Origin of the sequence: Pseudomonas sp. K2I15, assembly GCF_002204795.1 — a bacterium.
Classification (GTDB): Bacteria; Pseudomonadota; Gammaproteobacteria; order Pseudomonadales; family Pseudomonadaceae; genus Aquipseudomonas.
This window is the reverse complement of sequence record NZ_NIXO01000005.1, coordinates 1-14814: the sequence shown is the minus strand read 5'-3', so window position 1 is coordinate 14814 and position 14814 is coordinate 1. Positions and strand designations below refer to the sequence as shown.

At 59.9% G+C, this 14814-nt stretch carries 12 protein-coding genes; 8 read left to right on the top strand and 4 right to left on the bottom strand.

Translation table 11 applies throughout. The annotated features are described in order from the left end of the window. Positions 1 to 193 precede the first annotated feature (193 nt). Positions 194 to 2293, top strand: coding sequence for an FAD-dependent oxidoreductase (locus CEC48_RS05225; RefSeq protein WP_088422779.1), 2100 nt, complete (start codon positions 194 to 196; stop codon positions 2291 to 2293). 62 nt (positions 2294 to 2355) lie between these two features. On the opposite strand, the gene CEC48_RS05220 is transcribed toward CEC48_RS05225, so the two are convergent. From CEC48_RS05220 to speB, 4 genes are all read right to left on the bottom strand, one after another. Further along, positions 2356 to 3738, bottom strand: coding sequence for a sodium:solute symporter (locus CEC48_RS05220; RefSeq protein ID WP_088422778.1), 1383 nt, complete (start codon positions 3736 to 3738; stop codon positions 2356 to 2358). Positions 3739 to 3849: 111 nt separating this feature from the next. Then, complete coding sequence (locus CEC48_RS05215) at positions 3850 to 5355, bottom strand: cytosine permease (RefSeq protein ID WP_088422777.1); 1506 nt, start codon at positions 5353 to 5355, stop codon at positions 3850 to 3852. 21 nt (positions 5356 to 5376) lie between these two features. Next, on the bottom strand, positions 5377 to 5802 hold the full coding sequence (locus CEC48_RS05210; protein WP_088422776.1) for a nuclear transport factor 2 family protein: 426 nt from the start codon (positions 5800 to 5802) through the stop codon (positions 5377 to 5379). Further along, positions 5802 to 6752, bottom strand: a complete 951-nt coding sequence (speB, locus tag CEC48_RS05205; protein ID WP_083357426.1) for an agmatinase — start codon at positions 6750 to 6752, stop codon at positions 5802 to 5804. Before speB ends, CEC48_RS05210 begins: the two co-directional genes overlap by 1 nt. 187 nt (positions 6753 to 6939) lie before the next feature. Here speB and CEC48_RS05200 point away from each other — a divergent pair, with 187 nt between their 5' ends. The 7 genes from CEC48_RS05200 to CEC48_RS05170 all read left to right on the top strand — a co-directional run bounded on the left by CEC48_RS05200 (position 6940) and on the right by CEC48_RS05170 (position 14729). Continuing rightward, positions 6940 to 7833 carry a LysR family transcriptional regulator gene (locus CEC48_RS05200; protein ID WP_003210734.1) on the top strand — a complete coding sequence of 298 codons (894 nt, stop codon included), beginning with the start codon at positions 6940 to 6942 and terminating at the stop codon, positions 7831 to 7833. A gap of 6 nt (positions 7834 to 7839) precedes the next feature. Beyond that, a complete protein-coding gene (locus tag CEC48_RS05195) occupies positions 7840 to 8436 on the top strand; it encodes a tRNA-uridine aminocarboxypropyltransferase (protein WP_088422775.1) in 597 nt (198 codons plus the stop codon). Positions 8437 to 8536: 100 nt separating this feature from the next. Beyond that, complete coding sequence (gene cysM / locus CEC48_RS05190) at positions 8537 to 9439, top strand: cysteine synthase CysM (protein WP_088422774.1); 903 nt, start codon at positions 8537 to 8539, stop codon at positions 9437 to 9439. Further along, positions 9439 to 10791 (top strand): 23S rRNA (uracil(1939)-C(5))-methyltransferase RlmD, encoded by a 1353-nt coding sequence (gene rlmD, locus CEC48_RS05185; protein ID WP_088422773.1) that lies wholly within the window; start codon positions 9439 to 9441, stop codon positions 10789 to 10791. Before cysM ends, rlmD begins: the two co-directional genes overlap by 1 nt. A gap of 136 nt (positions 10792 to 10927) precedes the next feature. Next, positions 10928 to 13171 carry a GTP diphosphokinase gene (gene relA / locus CEC48_RS05180; RefSeq protein ID WP_088422772.1) on the top strand — a complete coding sequence of 748 codons (2244 nt, stop codon included), beginning with the start codon at positions 10928 to 10930 and terminating at the stop codon, positions 13169 to 13171. Between the two features lie 153 nt (positions 13172 to 13324). Beyond that, positions 13325 to 14158: a nucleoside triphosphate pyrophosphohydrolase gene (mazG, locus tag CEC48_RS05175; RefSeq protein WP_088422771.1), complete on the top strand. Its 834-nt coding sequence runs from the start codon at positions 13325 to 13327 to the stop codon at positions 14156 to 14158. Positions 14159 to 14183: 25 nt separating this feature from the next. Further along, complete coding sequence (locus CEC48_RS05170) at positions 14184 to 14729, top strand: DUF2058 domain-containing protein (protein ID WP_088422770.1); 546 nt, start codon at positions 14184 to 14186, stop codon at positions 14727 to 14729. The last annotated feature ends 85 nt before the right edge of the window (positions 14730 to 14814 follow it).

The window sequence follows — 14814 nt, the reverse complement described above, 5'->3', positions numbered from 1 at the left end:
GGGATTTGTATCGTTTACGTTTCTAAAACTTCCTCAAGGGGGGGCGCTCGAAGTCGACTTAAAGGTCGTAGAAAGTTATTCAGGCAAGAAAACTTCTCTCGGGAAAAACTTCAGCGCATTTCCGTAACGCCCCAGTTTTATTGAATTTCTCTCCCCGGGACATGAGTAAGTTCAAATTGTTGGAGATAGAACTATGATGCTCTCTTCCGTTCCGCCAGTCGCCGCGTCACTCATCGCCACAACCGAAATTATCTTACATATCGCACCGGCATCAAGATGTTGGAAGGCTGACGCCCCGAGCAACGTAGTGTTTTTCCCCCCGACATTAACCAAGCAGGCTCTGCTCATACAAATCGCACTTCTGCGCCCAACGACAATCATTGTCGCAGACCAAATTATCGACGCAGACGTTATAGAACAATGGCGTATATCCCACCCCTTTGGAGACCTCTATTTGGTCCGCAGAGGTACGAGTTTGGATAAGGTGCGACTGGATCTTTGCGAAACTAACGATATTCGAGTGGTCAATATGCCAGGGGTCAACGCGCCGCATGTTGCTGCCTATATTGCACACTGGCTGACACTGGCGGATGGCTCCATACCCCATGATGTCTGTGTACTGGGATACGGCAATGTGGGCAAAGAACTCGTTAAATTGTTACTTGATCGAGATCCGGATGTTCGGATTAAGGTGTTGGTTCGACAGGTGCGAGTGCCTGACAATATTGGGACTGTATTCTCCAATAGTAGAGTGTCATTTGTCGTTAACTGGCTCGAGGCGTTGGAGGATGCCTATGCTGTCGCCATATGCATATCCCTGAATGATGAATCCACTCATTGCATTGATCGTGCTCTCATTCAGCGTATGCACAAAAAAGCTCGCCTGGTCTGCGTCGCAAAACCGGATGTCTTCAGCGGTGATGCTTTGCAGACACTGGCAACCGCTGAAGACATCCAACTTGTATTGGACTATGGACTTAATACATTGGATGCATTTCGTATGCGCACACAAGCGCTCGGCTGTAGTGTCTCCACATGGCGCAAACCGGCGACGCTTACTACACAGGCGGCAACCACCGAAGCCTGCAATTGCGATCTTGACTATGCTGTCTCGGTTCAGCTGAGCTTGACGGCCTTGCGCGGTCTTGTCAGGCGCAAACTTGCACAATCATTGGTGATCCCCTCTCAGCAGGCATATGCCGGTGCGCCGCGCGTGTCGATCATCGGCAGAGGTATCAACGGCCTGCTCCAAGCCGTGATGCTCCGCCTGGCGAATTATCAAGTCATAGTTTACGGAGGAAATCAGGAGCGAGATGGAGCCAGTCATAAGAATGTGAACATGCGCCATCTGTCAGCAACGGAGACGATGGCAAAGCCCCTATATAACGATTATCTAACTTCTGGAAATCAGTATTTGGCCGTTGAGTGCAATCGCGCAGGTATCGAGCTGTTTGAAAAGCTCCTGGCCGACAACCCATCGTTGGCCCAATTCGCGCGGTCGCGGATTGTGCGAGCTTATATGGACGACGCCAGTGGCATAGAGGCCGCGATCCGCGAGCAATGCGATATCGAAAGCAGGCCTTGGCCGAGTGGTAAGCCGGGATGTGAGCTCAAAGAGGTCGGTCAACTGCAATTCCAGACAAATTATGGAATCCCTGGGATCGGTCGGGCTATTGAGGTATCGGGCTACGATCTGGAGTTTAGCCATCTTATGAATGAGCTAGGGGCGCTTTTGCAGCGCTCAGGGGTTCAGTTCCTACCGCAGCATCAGAGCCCGGCTCAAATTGCTGAGCTAAGCAGAGAACACTTCGTCATCACTGCCATGGGGGTAGAGGAAGCAGAGGTAGTTGCGATCGTTGGCTGGTTTTTCAAGGTGCGCGCTGTTGGCAATGAAGGTGCCGACATGCGCGGACTCAAGCTGCAGTACGATCTGCCAATCGGCGTCATGAATTGCCGCTTGGACGGGGGCTACATTCTTGTCTCTGGCGGGCAGGTTCCGCCCGATTCGGCGCAGGAGTACAAGGAGCAGATACTGGAGGCGTGTCTGGGTGCTGTTTCCCGGCACTTTCCAAAGTCTTACCGACGGGCGATCAACAGTGGTGACTTGCAAATTATCGAATGTGCCAGGCCCGGCACAGCAGATGGACTTTCAATCGTTTATTGGTCTGCATACAACCGAATTGTAGCCGGGGCAACTTATGCCGGGGGCACAACACAGGGGTTAGTATGGGCCTCATTGGTCCAGGAGCTCATTCAGGCAAAAGCGCCTGCGGTTTCGGCAATGTGGGAATGAAAAAAAACGGGTGCGACATCCGACGTCGCACCCGCTGAAGAAAGCTTCTTTCAACTATTCGTTCAGATCGCCCGAGCCGCAACAGCCTCCGGACGACGCGACAGCAAGCTCACCACCACAAAACTCACCAGGCCCACGCCCAGGCTGTAGTAGATCGGTGTGTTGGCATCCAGACCATCCTTGATCATGAACACCAGCGCAGTCACAAAGCCCAGCGCCATGGAAGTAATCGCCCCGGAGGTCGTTGCACGCTTCCAGAAAATCGCCCCGATCAGCGGGATCAACATACCGCCCACCAGCAGGTTGTAAGCCAGGGTCAGCGCGCTGATCACGTCGGTTACCACCAGCGCGATACCCAGCACGGCAATCCCCGTCAGCAAGGTAAACAGGCGGTTGATGTTTAAGCTCGACTGCTTGCCACCCCGCAGACGCGGCAGCAGGTCTTCGGTCAATACGGTGGAGGCGGCGAGCAAGCCGGCGCTGGCGGTGGACATCATCGCGGCCAGTGCAGCGGCAATCACCAGGCCACGGATACCGTCCGGCAGCGAAACTTTGACGATGGCGGCAAACGCATTGTTGACGTTGTCCAGGTCCGGGATCAGTACGTGGGCGGCCATGCCGATCAGTGCACAGGCCAGGCCGTAGAGGATGCAGTAGAAGCCAGCGAACGTGCCTGCGTACTTGGCGACCTTTTCGTCGCGGGCGGTGAACACCCGTTGCCAGATGTCCTGGCCGATCAGGATGCCGAAGAAGTAGATCATGAAGTAGGTGATGATGGTGTCCCAGCCGATTTCAGTGAAGCTGAAATTCGACGCGGGCAGCTTGGCCACCAGTTGATCCCAGCCGCCGACGCGGTACAGGCAGATCGGCAGCAGGATAAACATCAGGCCAACGGTCTTGATCACGAACTGCACGATGTCGGTCAGGGTCAGCGACCACATGCCGCCGATGGTCGAATACACCACCACCACGCCACCGCCCAGCAGCACCGAGATCCAGAACGGCAGGCCGAACAGCACTTGCAGCACGGTGCCGATCGCCAGGATCGAGGTCACGCCGATCATCAGCGCGTAGGCCAGCATGATCACCGCACTGGCCTGGCGGGCCATCGGGTTGTAGCGCTTTTCCAGGACCTGGGTCACGGTGAAGATTTTCAGCTTCAGCAGTGGCTTGGCCAGGAACAGGTTCAACGCAATGATCCCCGCACCCAGCGCGGCGCACAGCCAGAAACCGGAAATACCATGTACATAACCCAGGCGCACGGTGCCGACGGTGGACGCACCGCCCAACACGGTGGCGGCCATGGTGCCCATGTACAGCGTCGGGCCGAGGTTGCGGCCCGCCACCAGGTAGTCTTCATGGGTCTTGGCGCGGCGCATGCCGTAGTAGCCGAGCACCAGCATGCCGGCGGCGTAGATGAGGACGACGAATAGATCTAATGCCATGGCGGCGAGTCTCCGATTGTCTTTTTTATGAGCGGCTAAAGCGGGCTGTGTGGCGAGGGAGCTTGCTCCCGTTGGGCTGCGCAGCAGCCCCAATCTGCTCCACGCAATTCATCAGGCGACCTCGCGACTGCTGCGCAGTCGAACGGGAGCAAGCTTCCTCGCCACCGTCGGCCCGTAGACGGAAGCCGGTTCAGGGAACACGCGAAGCAGCGTCAGGTACACCAGCGAGGCCAGGCCAAGCGTCACCGGCAAACTGATGTCGATGCCGTCGGCGAGGTTGCCCAGTGGCCCGACAAACTGCCCCGGCAGGTTGACGAAGCACAGGCCCACCAGCGCACTCGGGATCCAGGCCCCCAGGCCGCGCCAGTTCCAGCCGTGGCTGAACCAGTAGCGCCCGCCGGTTTCACCGCGAGTGAACACTTGCAGGTCGTCCGGGCAGTAATAACCCCGGCGTACGATCAGGCCGATGATCATCATCACCATCCACGGTGTGGTGCAGGTGATGATCAGCACGGCGAAGGTCGACACGCTCTGCACCAGGTTGGCGGCGAAACGTCCGATAAAGATGAAGGCAATCGACATCACCCCGATCAGCAGCGTCGCCTTGACCCGCGACAGCAACCGTGGGAACACGCTGGACATGTCCAGCCCGGTGCCATATAGCGAGGTGGTGCCGGTGGACATGCCGCCGATTACCGCGATCAGGCACACCGGCAGGAAGAACCAGCTCGGCGCCACGGCCAGCAGGCCGCCGACATAGTTGTTGGATGCGATGTAGTCCGGTGCCTTGATCGCTACGATGGTCGCGGTGGCCAGGCCGAACAGGAACGGGATCAAGGTGGCGATCTGCGCGAACACCACCGCCAGCATGATCCGCATCTTTGAGGTTTCCCGCGGGATGTAGCGCGACCAGTCACCGAGGAACGCCCCGAAGGAAATCGGGTTGCTCATGGCCACCAGTGCCGCACCGATAAACGCCGCCCAGAAACCGGTCTGGCCGAGGGCAACGGTGCCGGCGAAGTGGCTATCAAAGGTGGGTGCGAAGGCGAAGATGCCCAGCAGGAACAGCAGGCTCGCCGCCCACACGGCAATGCGGTTGACCCACAGCATGAAGCGAAAGCCGTAGATGCACACCGTCAGTACGAGAATGGCGAACACGCCGTAGGCCAGGCCCAGGGTCAGGTCGGTTTCTGGCAAGCCCACCAGCCGTTTCGCACCACCCACCAGCGCATCGCCTGAACTCCACACCGACAGTGAGAAGAATGCGATGGCCGTCAGCAGCGACAGGAACGAGCCGACAATCCGCCCGTGCACACCAAAGTGCGCACCGGAAGACACGGCGTTATTGGTGCCATTGAGCGGCCCGAACAGGCCCATGGGCGCGAGGATCACCGCACCCACCAGCACGCCCAGCACAATCGCCCAGGCGCCGGCCTGGAACGACAAGCCAAACAGCACCGGAAAGCTCCCCAGCACGGCGGTGGCGAAGGTGTTGGCACCGCCGAAAATCAGGCGAAACAAATCCTTCGGCCCGGCGGTACGTTCGTGGTCCGGGATCTGTTCGACGCCGTTGGTTTCTATGTTGCGAATACTATTTTCGTTGTTTTTATTATTCATGATCAGCTCCGATCACATTGGCTAAGGGGGCGGCAGCCCTTCCGGCATAGCGGACAAATGTTCGTGACAGGCCAGCCACAGGCCTTCTTTTTGTTGTGTGCGATCACCTTGTCGTTTGAAGACAATGGTCTCGCGTTCCTGGCTAAAGAATTGCTCCCCGTTCATGCGCAGCTCGGTGGCCACGTCATGCACAAATATTGCGACGTCACCTTGCAGGCTGACGAAAGCGTTGCTTGAGGTGCAGGACAGCACCTCGAATCCCTCGTCCCGGCGCCAGCTGTCCCACAACACCTGGTAGGCGTCGCGACTCAGCAGCGGCTGGGGGAGGGTGTAGAACACGAAGCTGGCGTCGGCACTGAACGCGCCAAAGTAGGCGGCGCGGTCATTGCGGGCAAAAGCCGACACCAGGTCGGCCGCGGCTTTTAATACCTCAGCCTGCGTGCTCATCAGCGGTGCGCCACGCCAGGCAACACGCAGAGCATTTCGTACAGCAGGTTGGCGCCCAGCAGCGAGGTGTTGCCGGTGGTGTCGTACGGCGGCGAAACTTCTACCAGGTCGCAACCAATCAGATCCAGGCCTTGGCAGCCGCGGATGATTTCAATCGCCTGGATCGTGGTCAAGCCACCGATTTCCGGGGTGCCGGTGCCAGGCGCCCAGGCCGGGTCGATGCCGTCGATGTCGAAGCTCAGGTACACCGGGCCGCCGCCGACTTTCTCGCGCACTTCAGCCATCAAGGGCGCCAGCGAGTGGTGCCAGCATTCTTCGGCCTGAACCACACGGAACCCCTGTTTACGGCTCCAGTTGAAGTCTTCGGCGGTGTAGCCCTGGGCCCGCAGGCCGATTTGCACCACGCGGTCGCAATCCAGCAAGCCTTCTTCCACCGCGCGGCGGAAGGTGGTGCCGTGGGCGATTTTTTCGCCGAACATGTGATCGTTGACGTCGGCGTGGGCATCGATGTGCACCAGCCCGACCTTGCCGTGTTTCTTGTGGATCGCCCGCAGGATCGGCAGGGTGATGGTGTGGTCACCGCCCAGGGTCATCGGAACCACGTTGTGTTCGAGGATCTCGTCGTAGGCTTCTTCGATGATGCGCACGGCGTCCAGCAGGTTGAAGGTGTTGATCGCCACGTCGCCGATGTCGGCAACCGACAGCGAGTCAAACGGCGCGGCGCCGGTGGCCATGTTGTAAGGGCGGATCATCACCGATTCAGCGCGGATTTCCCGCGGCCCGAAACGGGTGCCGGCACGCAGGGAGGTACCGATGTCCAGGGGCACGCCGACGAAGGCGGCATCCAGGCCCTTGGCCGATTGCAAATGGGGAAGACGCATCATGGTGGCGATGCCGGCGAAGCGCGGCATTTCGTTGCCGCCCAGTGGTTGGTGGAAAATCTTGTCCACGGGATTGCCTCATCGTTTTGTTTATTAGAAGCCGATTCTGCGAAATGCATCGGAAGGGAAGAATCGGCAGGGGCAAATACTTAGTTCAGATTTTTCTAAACTAATGGCTGAGGTAGACTGATCGTTCCTGCGCTCTGCGTGGGAATGCATCCTGTGGCGCTCCGCGTCACGATTCACCGGAGAGCCCATGGCCAACGCCTTGCCCGATCTGAAACTCCTGCGCATCTTCGTCAGCGTCGTGCGGCACCAGGGTTTCGCCAACGCCCAGCACGAACTCAACCTGTCGACCTCGGCCATCAGCACCTATATGAGCCAACTGGAAGCCGCGTTGGGCCTGGTGTTGTGCCATCGCGGCCGGGGTGGTTTCAGCCTGACCAGCAAGGGCGAGTTGTTCCATCAGGAAACCCTGCGCCTGTTGGGCGAACTGGAAGGTTTCGAGCAATACGCCGCCGCGCTGAAAGGCGAATTGCGCGGTACGTTGAAGCTCGGCGTGCTCGACTCCACCGTCAGCGACAAGGCCTTGCCGTTTGCCGAAGTCATCGGCGCCTACAGCCAGGAACACCCGGCGGTGCATTTGCACCTGTCGGTGATGAGCCCTTACGAGTTGCAGTTGGGTGTACAGGACAATCGCCTGGACCTGGCCATCGGTGCCTTCTCCAACCGCATGAGCGGGCTGATCTATATGCCGCTCTACCGCGAACAGCATTGGCTGTATTGCAGCACCCGCCATCCACTGTTCAACGAGCGGCGCATCCCTGAACAAGTGATCACCCAGCAACGCATGGTCGGCCGTGGCTACTGGAGCCAGGCCGAGCTCGCACGCCACGGTTTCAAGCACAGTGCGGCCACGGTCGAAAGTATGGAAGCGCAGTTGATCCTGGTGCTGTCCGGCGCCTACATCGGCTACCTGCCGGAGCACTACGCCCAGGCCTGGGCCGACAAGGGCGACTTGCGGGTGCTATTGCCGGCAACCTTTGGTTACCAGGCGCCGTTCTCGATGATCATGCGCCGGGGCCGCAGCCGCGAGCCGTTGATCCAGACCTTCCGCGACTTACTCAAAGCCCAGCTCAACCAGGCCTGAAAACCCATGTCCAGACCCCAATGCCCCCGCTGCCTGCGGCCCACCACTCATTGCCTGTGCACGTTGATCCCAAGCCTCGATAGCCGTACCCGCGTGTTGCTGCTGCAGCATCCGAGCGAGGTCAATCACGCATTGAATACCGCACGGTTGGCGGCGCTGGGATTGGTGAATGCGCAATTAATAGTGGGAGAGGTGTTTGAGGATTTGCAGACTCTGTTGAGTCCGCCGGGCTATCAGGCGCGACTGTTATTCCCCGCCGAAGATGCCCAGCCGTTGCAGGCTTACATGCCTTCCGACGAACCGTTGCTGCTGGTAGTGCCGGACGGCACCTGGCGCAAGGCTCGCAAGTTGTTGCACCTCAATCCATTGTTGGCGGCGTTGCCAAGGGTGACGCTGGTGGAGGGCGCCGTGTCCCGGTATCGCTTGCGCAAAGCACCGGGCCCTGGGGCATTGTCGACGGTGGAGGCCATCGCGCAGGCATTGCAGGTGCTTGAAGCGCCCACGTCATTTGAGCCGCTGTTGAAACCTTTCGAGGCATTGATCGAAGGACAAATTGCCGCGATGGGCGACGAAGTGTTCCAGAGAAACCACGGTCCCGCCTGACTTATTCCATTAAGCGATAAGCACTACACTTTGCGTGATATGGCCCGCCAGTCTTTCCCGGTATGATGGTCGCCCCCGCAGTCTGGATTGCGAATACGCCATGACCTTGCAGTACCCCACCATCGCCGATTGCGTCGGCAACACCCCGTTGGTCCGCTTGCAGCGCCTGCCGGGCAACACCAGCAATACCTTGTTGCTCAAGCTCGAAGGGAACAACCCTGCCGGCTCGGTCAAGGACCGTCCGGCGCTGTCGATGATTACCCGCGCCGAGTTGCGTGGGCAGATCAAGCCCGGCGACACCCTGATCGAAGCCACCTCCGGTAACACCGGGATTGCCCTGGCCATGGCTGCGGCGATCAAGGGCTACAAGATGGTCCTGATCATGCCCGACAACGGCAGCGCCGAGCGCAAGGCGGCGATGACCGCCTATGGCGCCGAATTGATCCTGGTCACCCAGGAAGAAGGCATGGAAGGCGCGCGCGACCTCGCCGAGCGCATGGCTGCCGAAGGCCGTGGCCTGGTGCTGGACCAGTTCGCCAACGGGGACAACCCCGAGGCGCATTACACCACCACCGGCCCGGAAATCTGGCGCCAGACCCAGGGCACCATTACTCACTTTGTGAGTTCGATGGGCACCACCGGCACCATCATGGGCAACTCGCGCTACCTCAAGGAGCAGAACCCCGAGATCCAGATCGTCGGCCTGCAACCGATGGAAGGTGCGTCGATCCCGGGGATCCGTCGTTGGCCCGAAGAATACTTGCCGAAGATTTATAACGCGGCCCGCGTCGATCGCATCATCGACATGGCCCAGCGTGAAGCCGAAGACACCACCCGCCGGTTGGCCCGTGAAGAAGGCATCTTCTGCGGCGTGTCGTCTGGTGGCGCCGTGGCCGGAATGTTGCGCTTGTCCCAAGAGTTGGAAAACGCGGTGATCGTCGCGATCATCTGTGACCGTGGCGACCGTTACCTGTCGACCGGCATTTTCGACGCGCCCAACTGATGGCCAAGCACGAGAGAGGCCTGCGCTTCCAACCGACGGGCGGCAGCCGGGCCCCACAGATTCCTGTAGGCAAGAAGCAGCGCCTGACCATCGAGCGCCTGGCCAACGACGGCCGTGGCATCGTGTTCTTTGAAGGCCGCACCTGGTTTGTGGTGGGTGCCCTGGCCGGTGAAGAGGTTGAGGCGCGGGTGTTGGGCGCCCACGGCAAAGTGGTCGAGGCGCGCACCGAGCGGGTGTTCACCGCCAGCGAACTGCGCCGCCCGGCGCCGTGTGTGCATGCCGGCCGCTGTGGCGGTTGCAGCCTGCAACACTTGCCCCATGACGAACAGCTCGCCCTGAAACAGCGCATGCTCGCCGAGCAATTATCCCGTGTGGCGGGTGTCGAACCTCAAGAGTGGGCCGCGCCTCTGAGCGGGCCGGAATTCGGCTATCGCCGCCGTGCGCGGGTGGCCGTGCGCTGGGACGCCAAGGCGAAGAAACTCGAGGTCGGCTTTCGTGCCGTTGCCAGCCAGGACATCGTTGCCATCGACGATTGCCCGGTGCTGGTACAGGCTTTGCAACCGATCATGCAGCGGTTGCCAAACATGCTGCGGCGTTTGAGCAAGCCTCAGGCGTTGGGGCATGTGGAATTGTTCAGTGGGTCGTCGATTGCCGTGTTGTTGCGACATATGTCGCCGTTGTCCGAGGCGGACCTGACGATCCTGCAGGAATTTTGCACCTTCCATGAAGCGCAACTGTGGCTGCATGGCGAGGGCCAGCCGCAACCGTTCGAACCCGACCAGGCCTTGGGCTATCGTCTGGAACAGTGGGATTTGCAGTTGGCGTATCGCCCGGGAGATTTCGTGCAGGTCAATGCCGGGGTCAACGAGGCGATGGTTGCCCAGGCCCTGGAATGGCTGGCGCCAAAGCCCGACGAGCGGGTGCTGGATTTGTTTTGTGGCTTGGGCAACTTCGCCTTGCCATTGGCTCGCCAAGTGCGGGAAGTGGTGGCGGTGGAAGGCGTACAAGCCATGGTGGAGCGGGCGGCACTGAATGCCGTCAGCAATGATTTGCATAATGTGCAGTTTTTTCAGGCCGATTTGTCCCAGCCTTTGACCGACGCGGAATGGGCCAAAGAGGGCTTTTCTGCGGTACTCTTGGACCCACCCCGCGATGGAGCCCTGGAGGTTGTGCGCAAGCTCGCCACCCTGGGGGCTGATCGCCTGGTGTATGTGTCCTGCAACCCGGCAACGCTGGCGCGGGACACGGTCGAATTGGTCAAGCAAGGCTACCGGCTAAAACGTGCCGGGATCCTCGACATGTTTCCCCAGACGGCCCATGTCGAGGCCATGGCGTTATTTGAGGCGGGCTAGGATGCCCGTTTAATCCGACTGGCCTGCATCTCCTGGGCCTGTGACCTGCCAGGGAGCGTGCATAAGCTTTTTTTGTAAAGCAGGTCAGCGATGATTTTGACGCACTAAAAGGTGCGTCGTAGGGAAGGTAAGCAAGATGGTACAGGTGAGAGCACACCAGCCGATCAACACCGACGGCAGTATCAATCTCGAGGCATGGCTGGATCATGCCATCAGTGTCGACCCGGCACTGGACCGTGAAGCCTTGAAAGCAGCCTGCGAGTTCGCTCGTGAGTCTGAGCAGCAAGACAATGCGGCCAAGAACCTGTGGGCCGAAGGCACTTCGAGCTTTCGCACCGGGTTGGAAATCGCCGAGATCCTCGCCGATCTCAAGCTCGATCAGGATTCGCTGATCGCAGCCGTGCTGTATCGCGGCGTGCGCGAGGGGCATATTCAATTGCCCACCGTCAGCCAGCGTTTCGGCACCGTGGTGGCCAAGCTGATCGACGGCGTGCTGCGCATGGCGGCGATCAGTGCCAGCCTGAGCCCGCGCCAGTCGATGGTGTTGGGCACCCAGGGCCAGGTGGAGAACCTGCGCAAGATGCTGGTGGCGATGGTCGACGACGTACGCGTCGCGCTGATCAAGCTGGCCGAACGCACCTGCGCGATTCGTGCGGTGAAAACCGCCGACGACGAAAAGCGCAATCGCGTGGCTCGCGAGGTGTTCGACATCTACGCGCCGTTGGCCCACCGCCTGGGCATCGGCCATATCAAGTGGGAGCTGGAGGACTTGTCCTTCCGTTACCTCGAGCCCGATCAATACAAACAGATTGCCACGTTGCTCCACGAGCGGCGGCTTGACCGTGAGCGTTTCATCGCCGACGTGATGACCCAGCTGCGCACGGAATTGCAGGCCACCGGCGTTGAAGCCGACATCAGTGGCCGGGCCAAACACATCTATTCCATCTGGCGCAAAATGCAGCGCAAGGGCCTGGCGTTCAGCCAGATCTACGACGTGCGCGCCGTGCGCGTGCTGGTACCGGAAATGCGCGACTGCTACACCGCGCTGGGTATCGTCCACACGCTGTGGCGGCATATCCCCAAGGAGTTCGACGACTACATCGCCAACCCCAAGGAAAACGGTTACCGCTCGTTGCACACGGCAGTGATCGGCCCTGAGGGCAAGGTGCTGGAAGTGCAGATCCGCACGCACGCCATGCACGAAGAGGCGGAGCTGGGTGTATGCGCTCACTGGCGCTACAAGGGCACCGATGTCAAGGCCGGGTCCAACCAGTACGAAGAGAAAATCTCCTGGTTGCGCCAGGTGCTGGAATGGCACGAAGAACTGGGTGATATCGGCGGTTTGGCTGACCAGTTGCGGGTGGACATCGAGCCAGATCGGGTCTACATCTTCACCCCTGATGGCCATGCGATCGACTTGCCAAAGGGCTCCACGCCGCTGGATTTTGCCTACCGCGTGCACACCGAGATCGGCCACAACTGCCGTGGCGCGAAGATCAACGGGCGCATCGTGCCGCTCAACTACAGCCTGCAGACCGGTGAACAGGTCGAGATCATCACCAGCAAGCACGGTACGCCGAGCCGCGACTGGCTGAACCCGAACCTGGGCTACATCACCACGTCCCGGGCGCGGGCGAAGATTGTTCACTGGTTCAAATTGCAGGCGCGTGACCAGAACGTCGCCGCCGGCAAAACCTTGCTTGAACGCGAATTGGCGCGCCTGGGCCTGCCACAGGTGGACTTCGACAAGCTGGCCGAAAAGGCCAACATGAAGATCGCCGAAGACATGTTCGCCGCCCTCGGTGCCGGCGATCTGCGCCTGGCGCAGTTGGTTAATCTGGCCCAGCAACTGGTTGAGCCGGAGCGTGGCAGCGAGCAGCTGGAGCTGATTCCGCGTAAAGCCACCGGCTACAAACCGGGCAAGCGTGGTGATATCCAGATCCAGGGTGTCGGCAACCTGATGACGCAAATGGCCGGCTGTTGCCAGCCATTGCCGGGCGACGCCATCGTCGGTTACATCACCCAAGGCCGTGGGGTGAGCATTCACCGCCAGGATTGTGCCTCGGTGTTGCAACTGGGCGGGCGCGAGCCGGAGCGGATCATCCAGGTCAGTTGGGGCCCGGTGCCGGTGTTGACCTATCCGGTGGACATCGTCATCCGCGCCTACGACCGTTCCGGCCTGCTGCGCGACGTGTCGCAGGTGCTGCTCAATGAGCGGATCAACGTGCTGGCGGTCAACACCCGCTCGAATAAAGAGGACAACACTGCGTTGATGTCCCTGACGATCGAAATTCCGGGGCTGGACGCGTTGGGTCGGTTGCTGGGGCGTATTTCCCAGCTGCCGAACATCATTGAGACCCGGCGCAACCGGACACCATGAGTAGCTGGATGAGCGCGGACTAAAATGTCGGAGCGGGCTTGCTCGCGAAGGCGGTGTGTCAGTCAACCATCAGGTAACTGGCACGACGCCTTCGCGAGCAAGCCCGCTCCCACATTTGATCTTCAGCGTTCCCACTTCTGCGGAAAGAGACTGATGTATTCACTTGAAGACCTGCTGCACCTGATGAACCGCCTGCGCGACCCGCAATACGGTTGCCCGTGGGACATCAAGCAAACCTACGCCACCATCGTCCCCCACACCCTGGAAGAAGCCTACGAAGTCGCCGACGCCATCGAGCGCGGGGATTTTGATCACCTGCAAGGTGAACTGGGCGATCTGTTGTTCCAGGTGGTGTATTACAGCCAGCTGGCGCGAGAAGAAGGGCGCTTCGAATTTGCCGGGGTGATCGACAGCATTACCCGCAAGCTGATTCGCCGACACCCGCACGTGTTCCCCACCGGCGATCTGTATGCGCCGCTGGATATCCCGCAGTTGAGTGAGGAACAGGTCAAGCAGCGCTGGGAGGAAATCAAGGCCGAGGAGCGTGCGGAAAAGTCCGACGCGCCGCAGCAACTATCCCTGCTGGATGACGTGCCCACGGCCTTGCCGGCGCTTTCCCGCGCCGCCAAATTGCAAAAGCGCGCCGGGCAGGTTGGCTTCGACTGGCCGGCTGCGTTGCCGGTGGTGGACAACGTGCGCGAAGAGCTGGATGAAGTGCTCGAAGCCATGGCCGATAACGACCCGGTAGCCATCGCCGATGAGGTGGGTGACCTGCTGTTTGCAGCGGTCAACCTGGCCCGTCATCTCCAGGTTGACCCTGAAGCGGCCTTGCGTTTAGCCAACGCCAAATTCGAACGACGTTTCCGATTTATCGAACAGGCATTGCGCGATACCCACCGTCCCATAGAAGATTGCACCCTCGAAGAGTTGGACGCCCTGTGGGGCGAAGCCAAACGCCAGGAAAAGAATCTGTCCAGCTGCGGCTGAGCCGTTGCCCAAGTGAGTAAGCACCATGAGCATTTCCCTTCGCGACCAGTTGCTCAAAGCAGGCCTGGTCAACCAAAAGCAGGCCAAGCAGGTCGGCAAAGAGAAACAGAAACAGCAGCGCCTGGTGCATAAAGGCCAGGTCACGGCCGATGATAGCCAGGCGCGCCTGGCCATTGAAGCGCATGCCGAGAAGGTCAAGCGCGACCAGGAGCTGAACCGTCAGCATCAGGAAAAAGCCGAGGCCAAGGCCCGCGTTGCGCAGGTCAAGCAACTGATCGAAACCTCGCGCCTGCCCAAGCTGACCACCGAGGACTACTACAACTTCGTGGACGACAAGAAGGTCAAGCGCCTGTCGGTCAACACGCTGATGCGCAACAAGCTGAGCAACGGCTCCCTGGCGATCGTGCATCACGGTGGCGGTTACGAGGTGATCCCGCGTGAGGCGGCGCTGAAGATCCAGGAGCGGGCGCCGGAGCGCATCGTCCAGATGAACATCCTGACCGAAAGCCAGGTGCCGGATGAAGATGATCCGTACGCGGCGTACCAGATCCCTGATGATCTGATGTGGTAAGGCTTTAGAAGCGACATTGTGGTGAGAGGGCTTGTTGTGGCGAGGGAGCTTGCTCCCGCTGGGGTGCGAAGCGCCCCCTGAAGCC

Bases quoted from the DNA above. Each gene is read 5' to 3' on its own strand.
- CEC48_RS05225 (WP_088422779.1), top strand. From the start codon at position 194: ATGATGCTCTCTTCCGTTCCGCCAGTCGCCGCGTCACTCATCGCCACA.
- CEC48_RS05220 (WP_088422778.1), bottom strand. From the start codon at position 3,738: ATGGCATTAGATCTATTCGTCGTCCTCATCTACGCCGCCGGCATGCTG.
- CEC48_RS05215 (WP_088422777.1), bottom strand. From the start codon at position 5,355: ATGAATAATAAAAACAACGAAAATAGTATTCGCAACATAGAAACCAAC.
- CEC48_RS05210 (WP_088422776.1), bottom strand. From the start codon at position 5,802: ATGAGCACGCAGGCTGAGGTATTAAAAGCCGCGGCCGACCTGGTGTCG.
- CEC48_RS05200 (WP_003210734.1), top strand. From the start codon at position 6,940: ATGGCCAACGCCTTGCCCGATCTGAAACTCCTGCGCATCTTCGTCAGC.
- CEC48_RS05195 (WP_088422775.1), top strand. From the start codon at position 7,840: ATGTCCAGACCCCAATGCCCCCGCTGCCTGCGGCCCACCACTCATTGC.
- cysM (WP_088422774.1), top strand. From the start codon at position 8,537: ATGACCTTGCAGTACCCCACCATCGCCGATTGCGTCGGCAACACCCCG.
- rlmD (WP_088422773.1), top strand. From the start codon at position 9,439: ATGGCCAAGCACGAGAGAGGCCTGCGCTTCCAACCGACGGGCGGCAGC.
- relA (WP_088422772.1), top strand. From the start codon at position 10,928: ATGGTACAGGTGAGAGCACACCAGCCGATCAACACCGACGGCAGTATC.
- mazG (WP_088422771.1), top strand. From the start codon at position 13,325: ATGTATTCACTTGAAGACCTGCTGCACCTGATGAACCGCCTGCGCGAC.
- CEC48_RS05170 (WP_088422770.1), top strand. From the start codon at position 14,184: ATGAGCATTTCCCTTCGCGACCAGTTGCTCAAAGCAGGCCTGGTCAAC.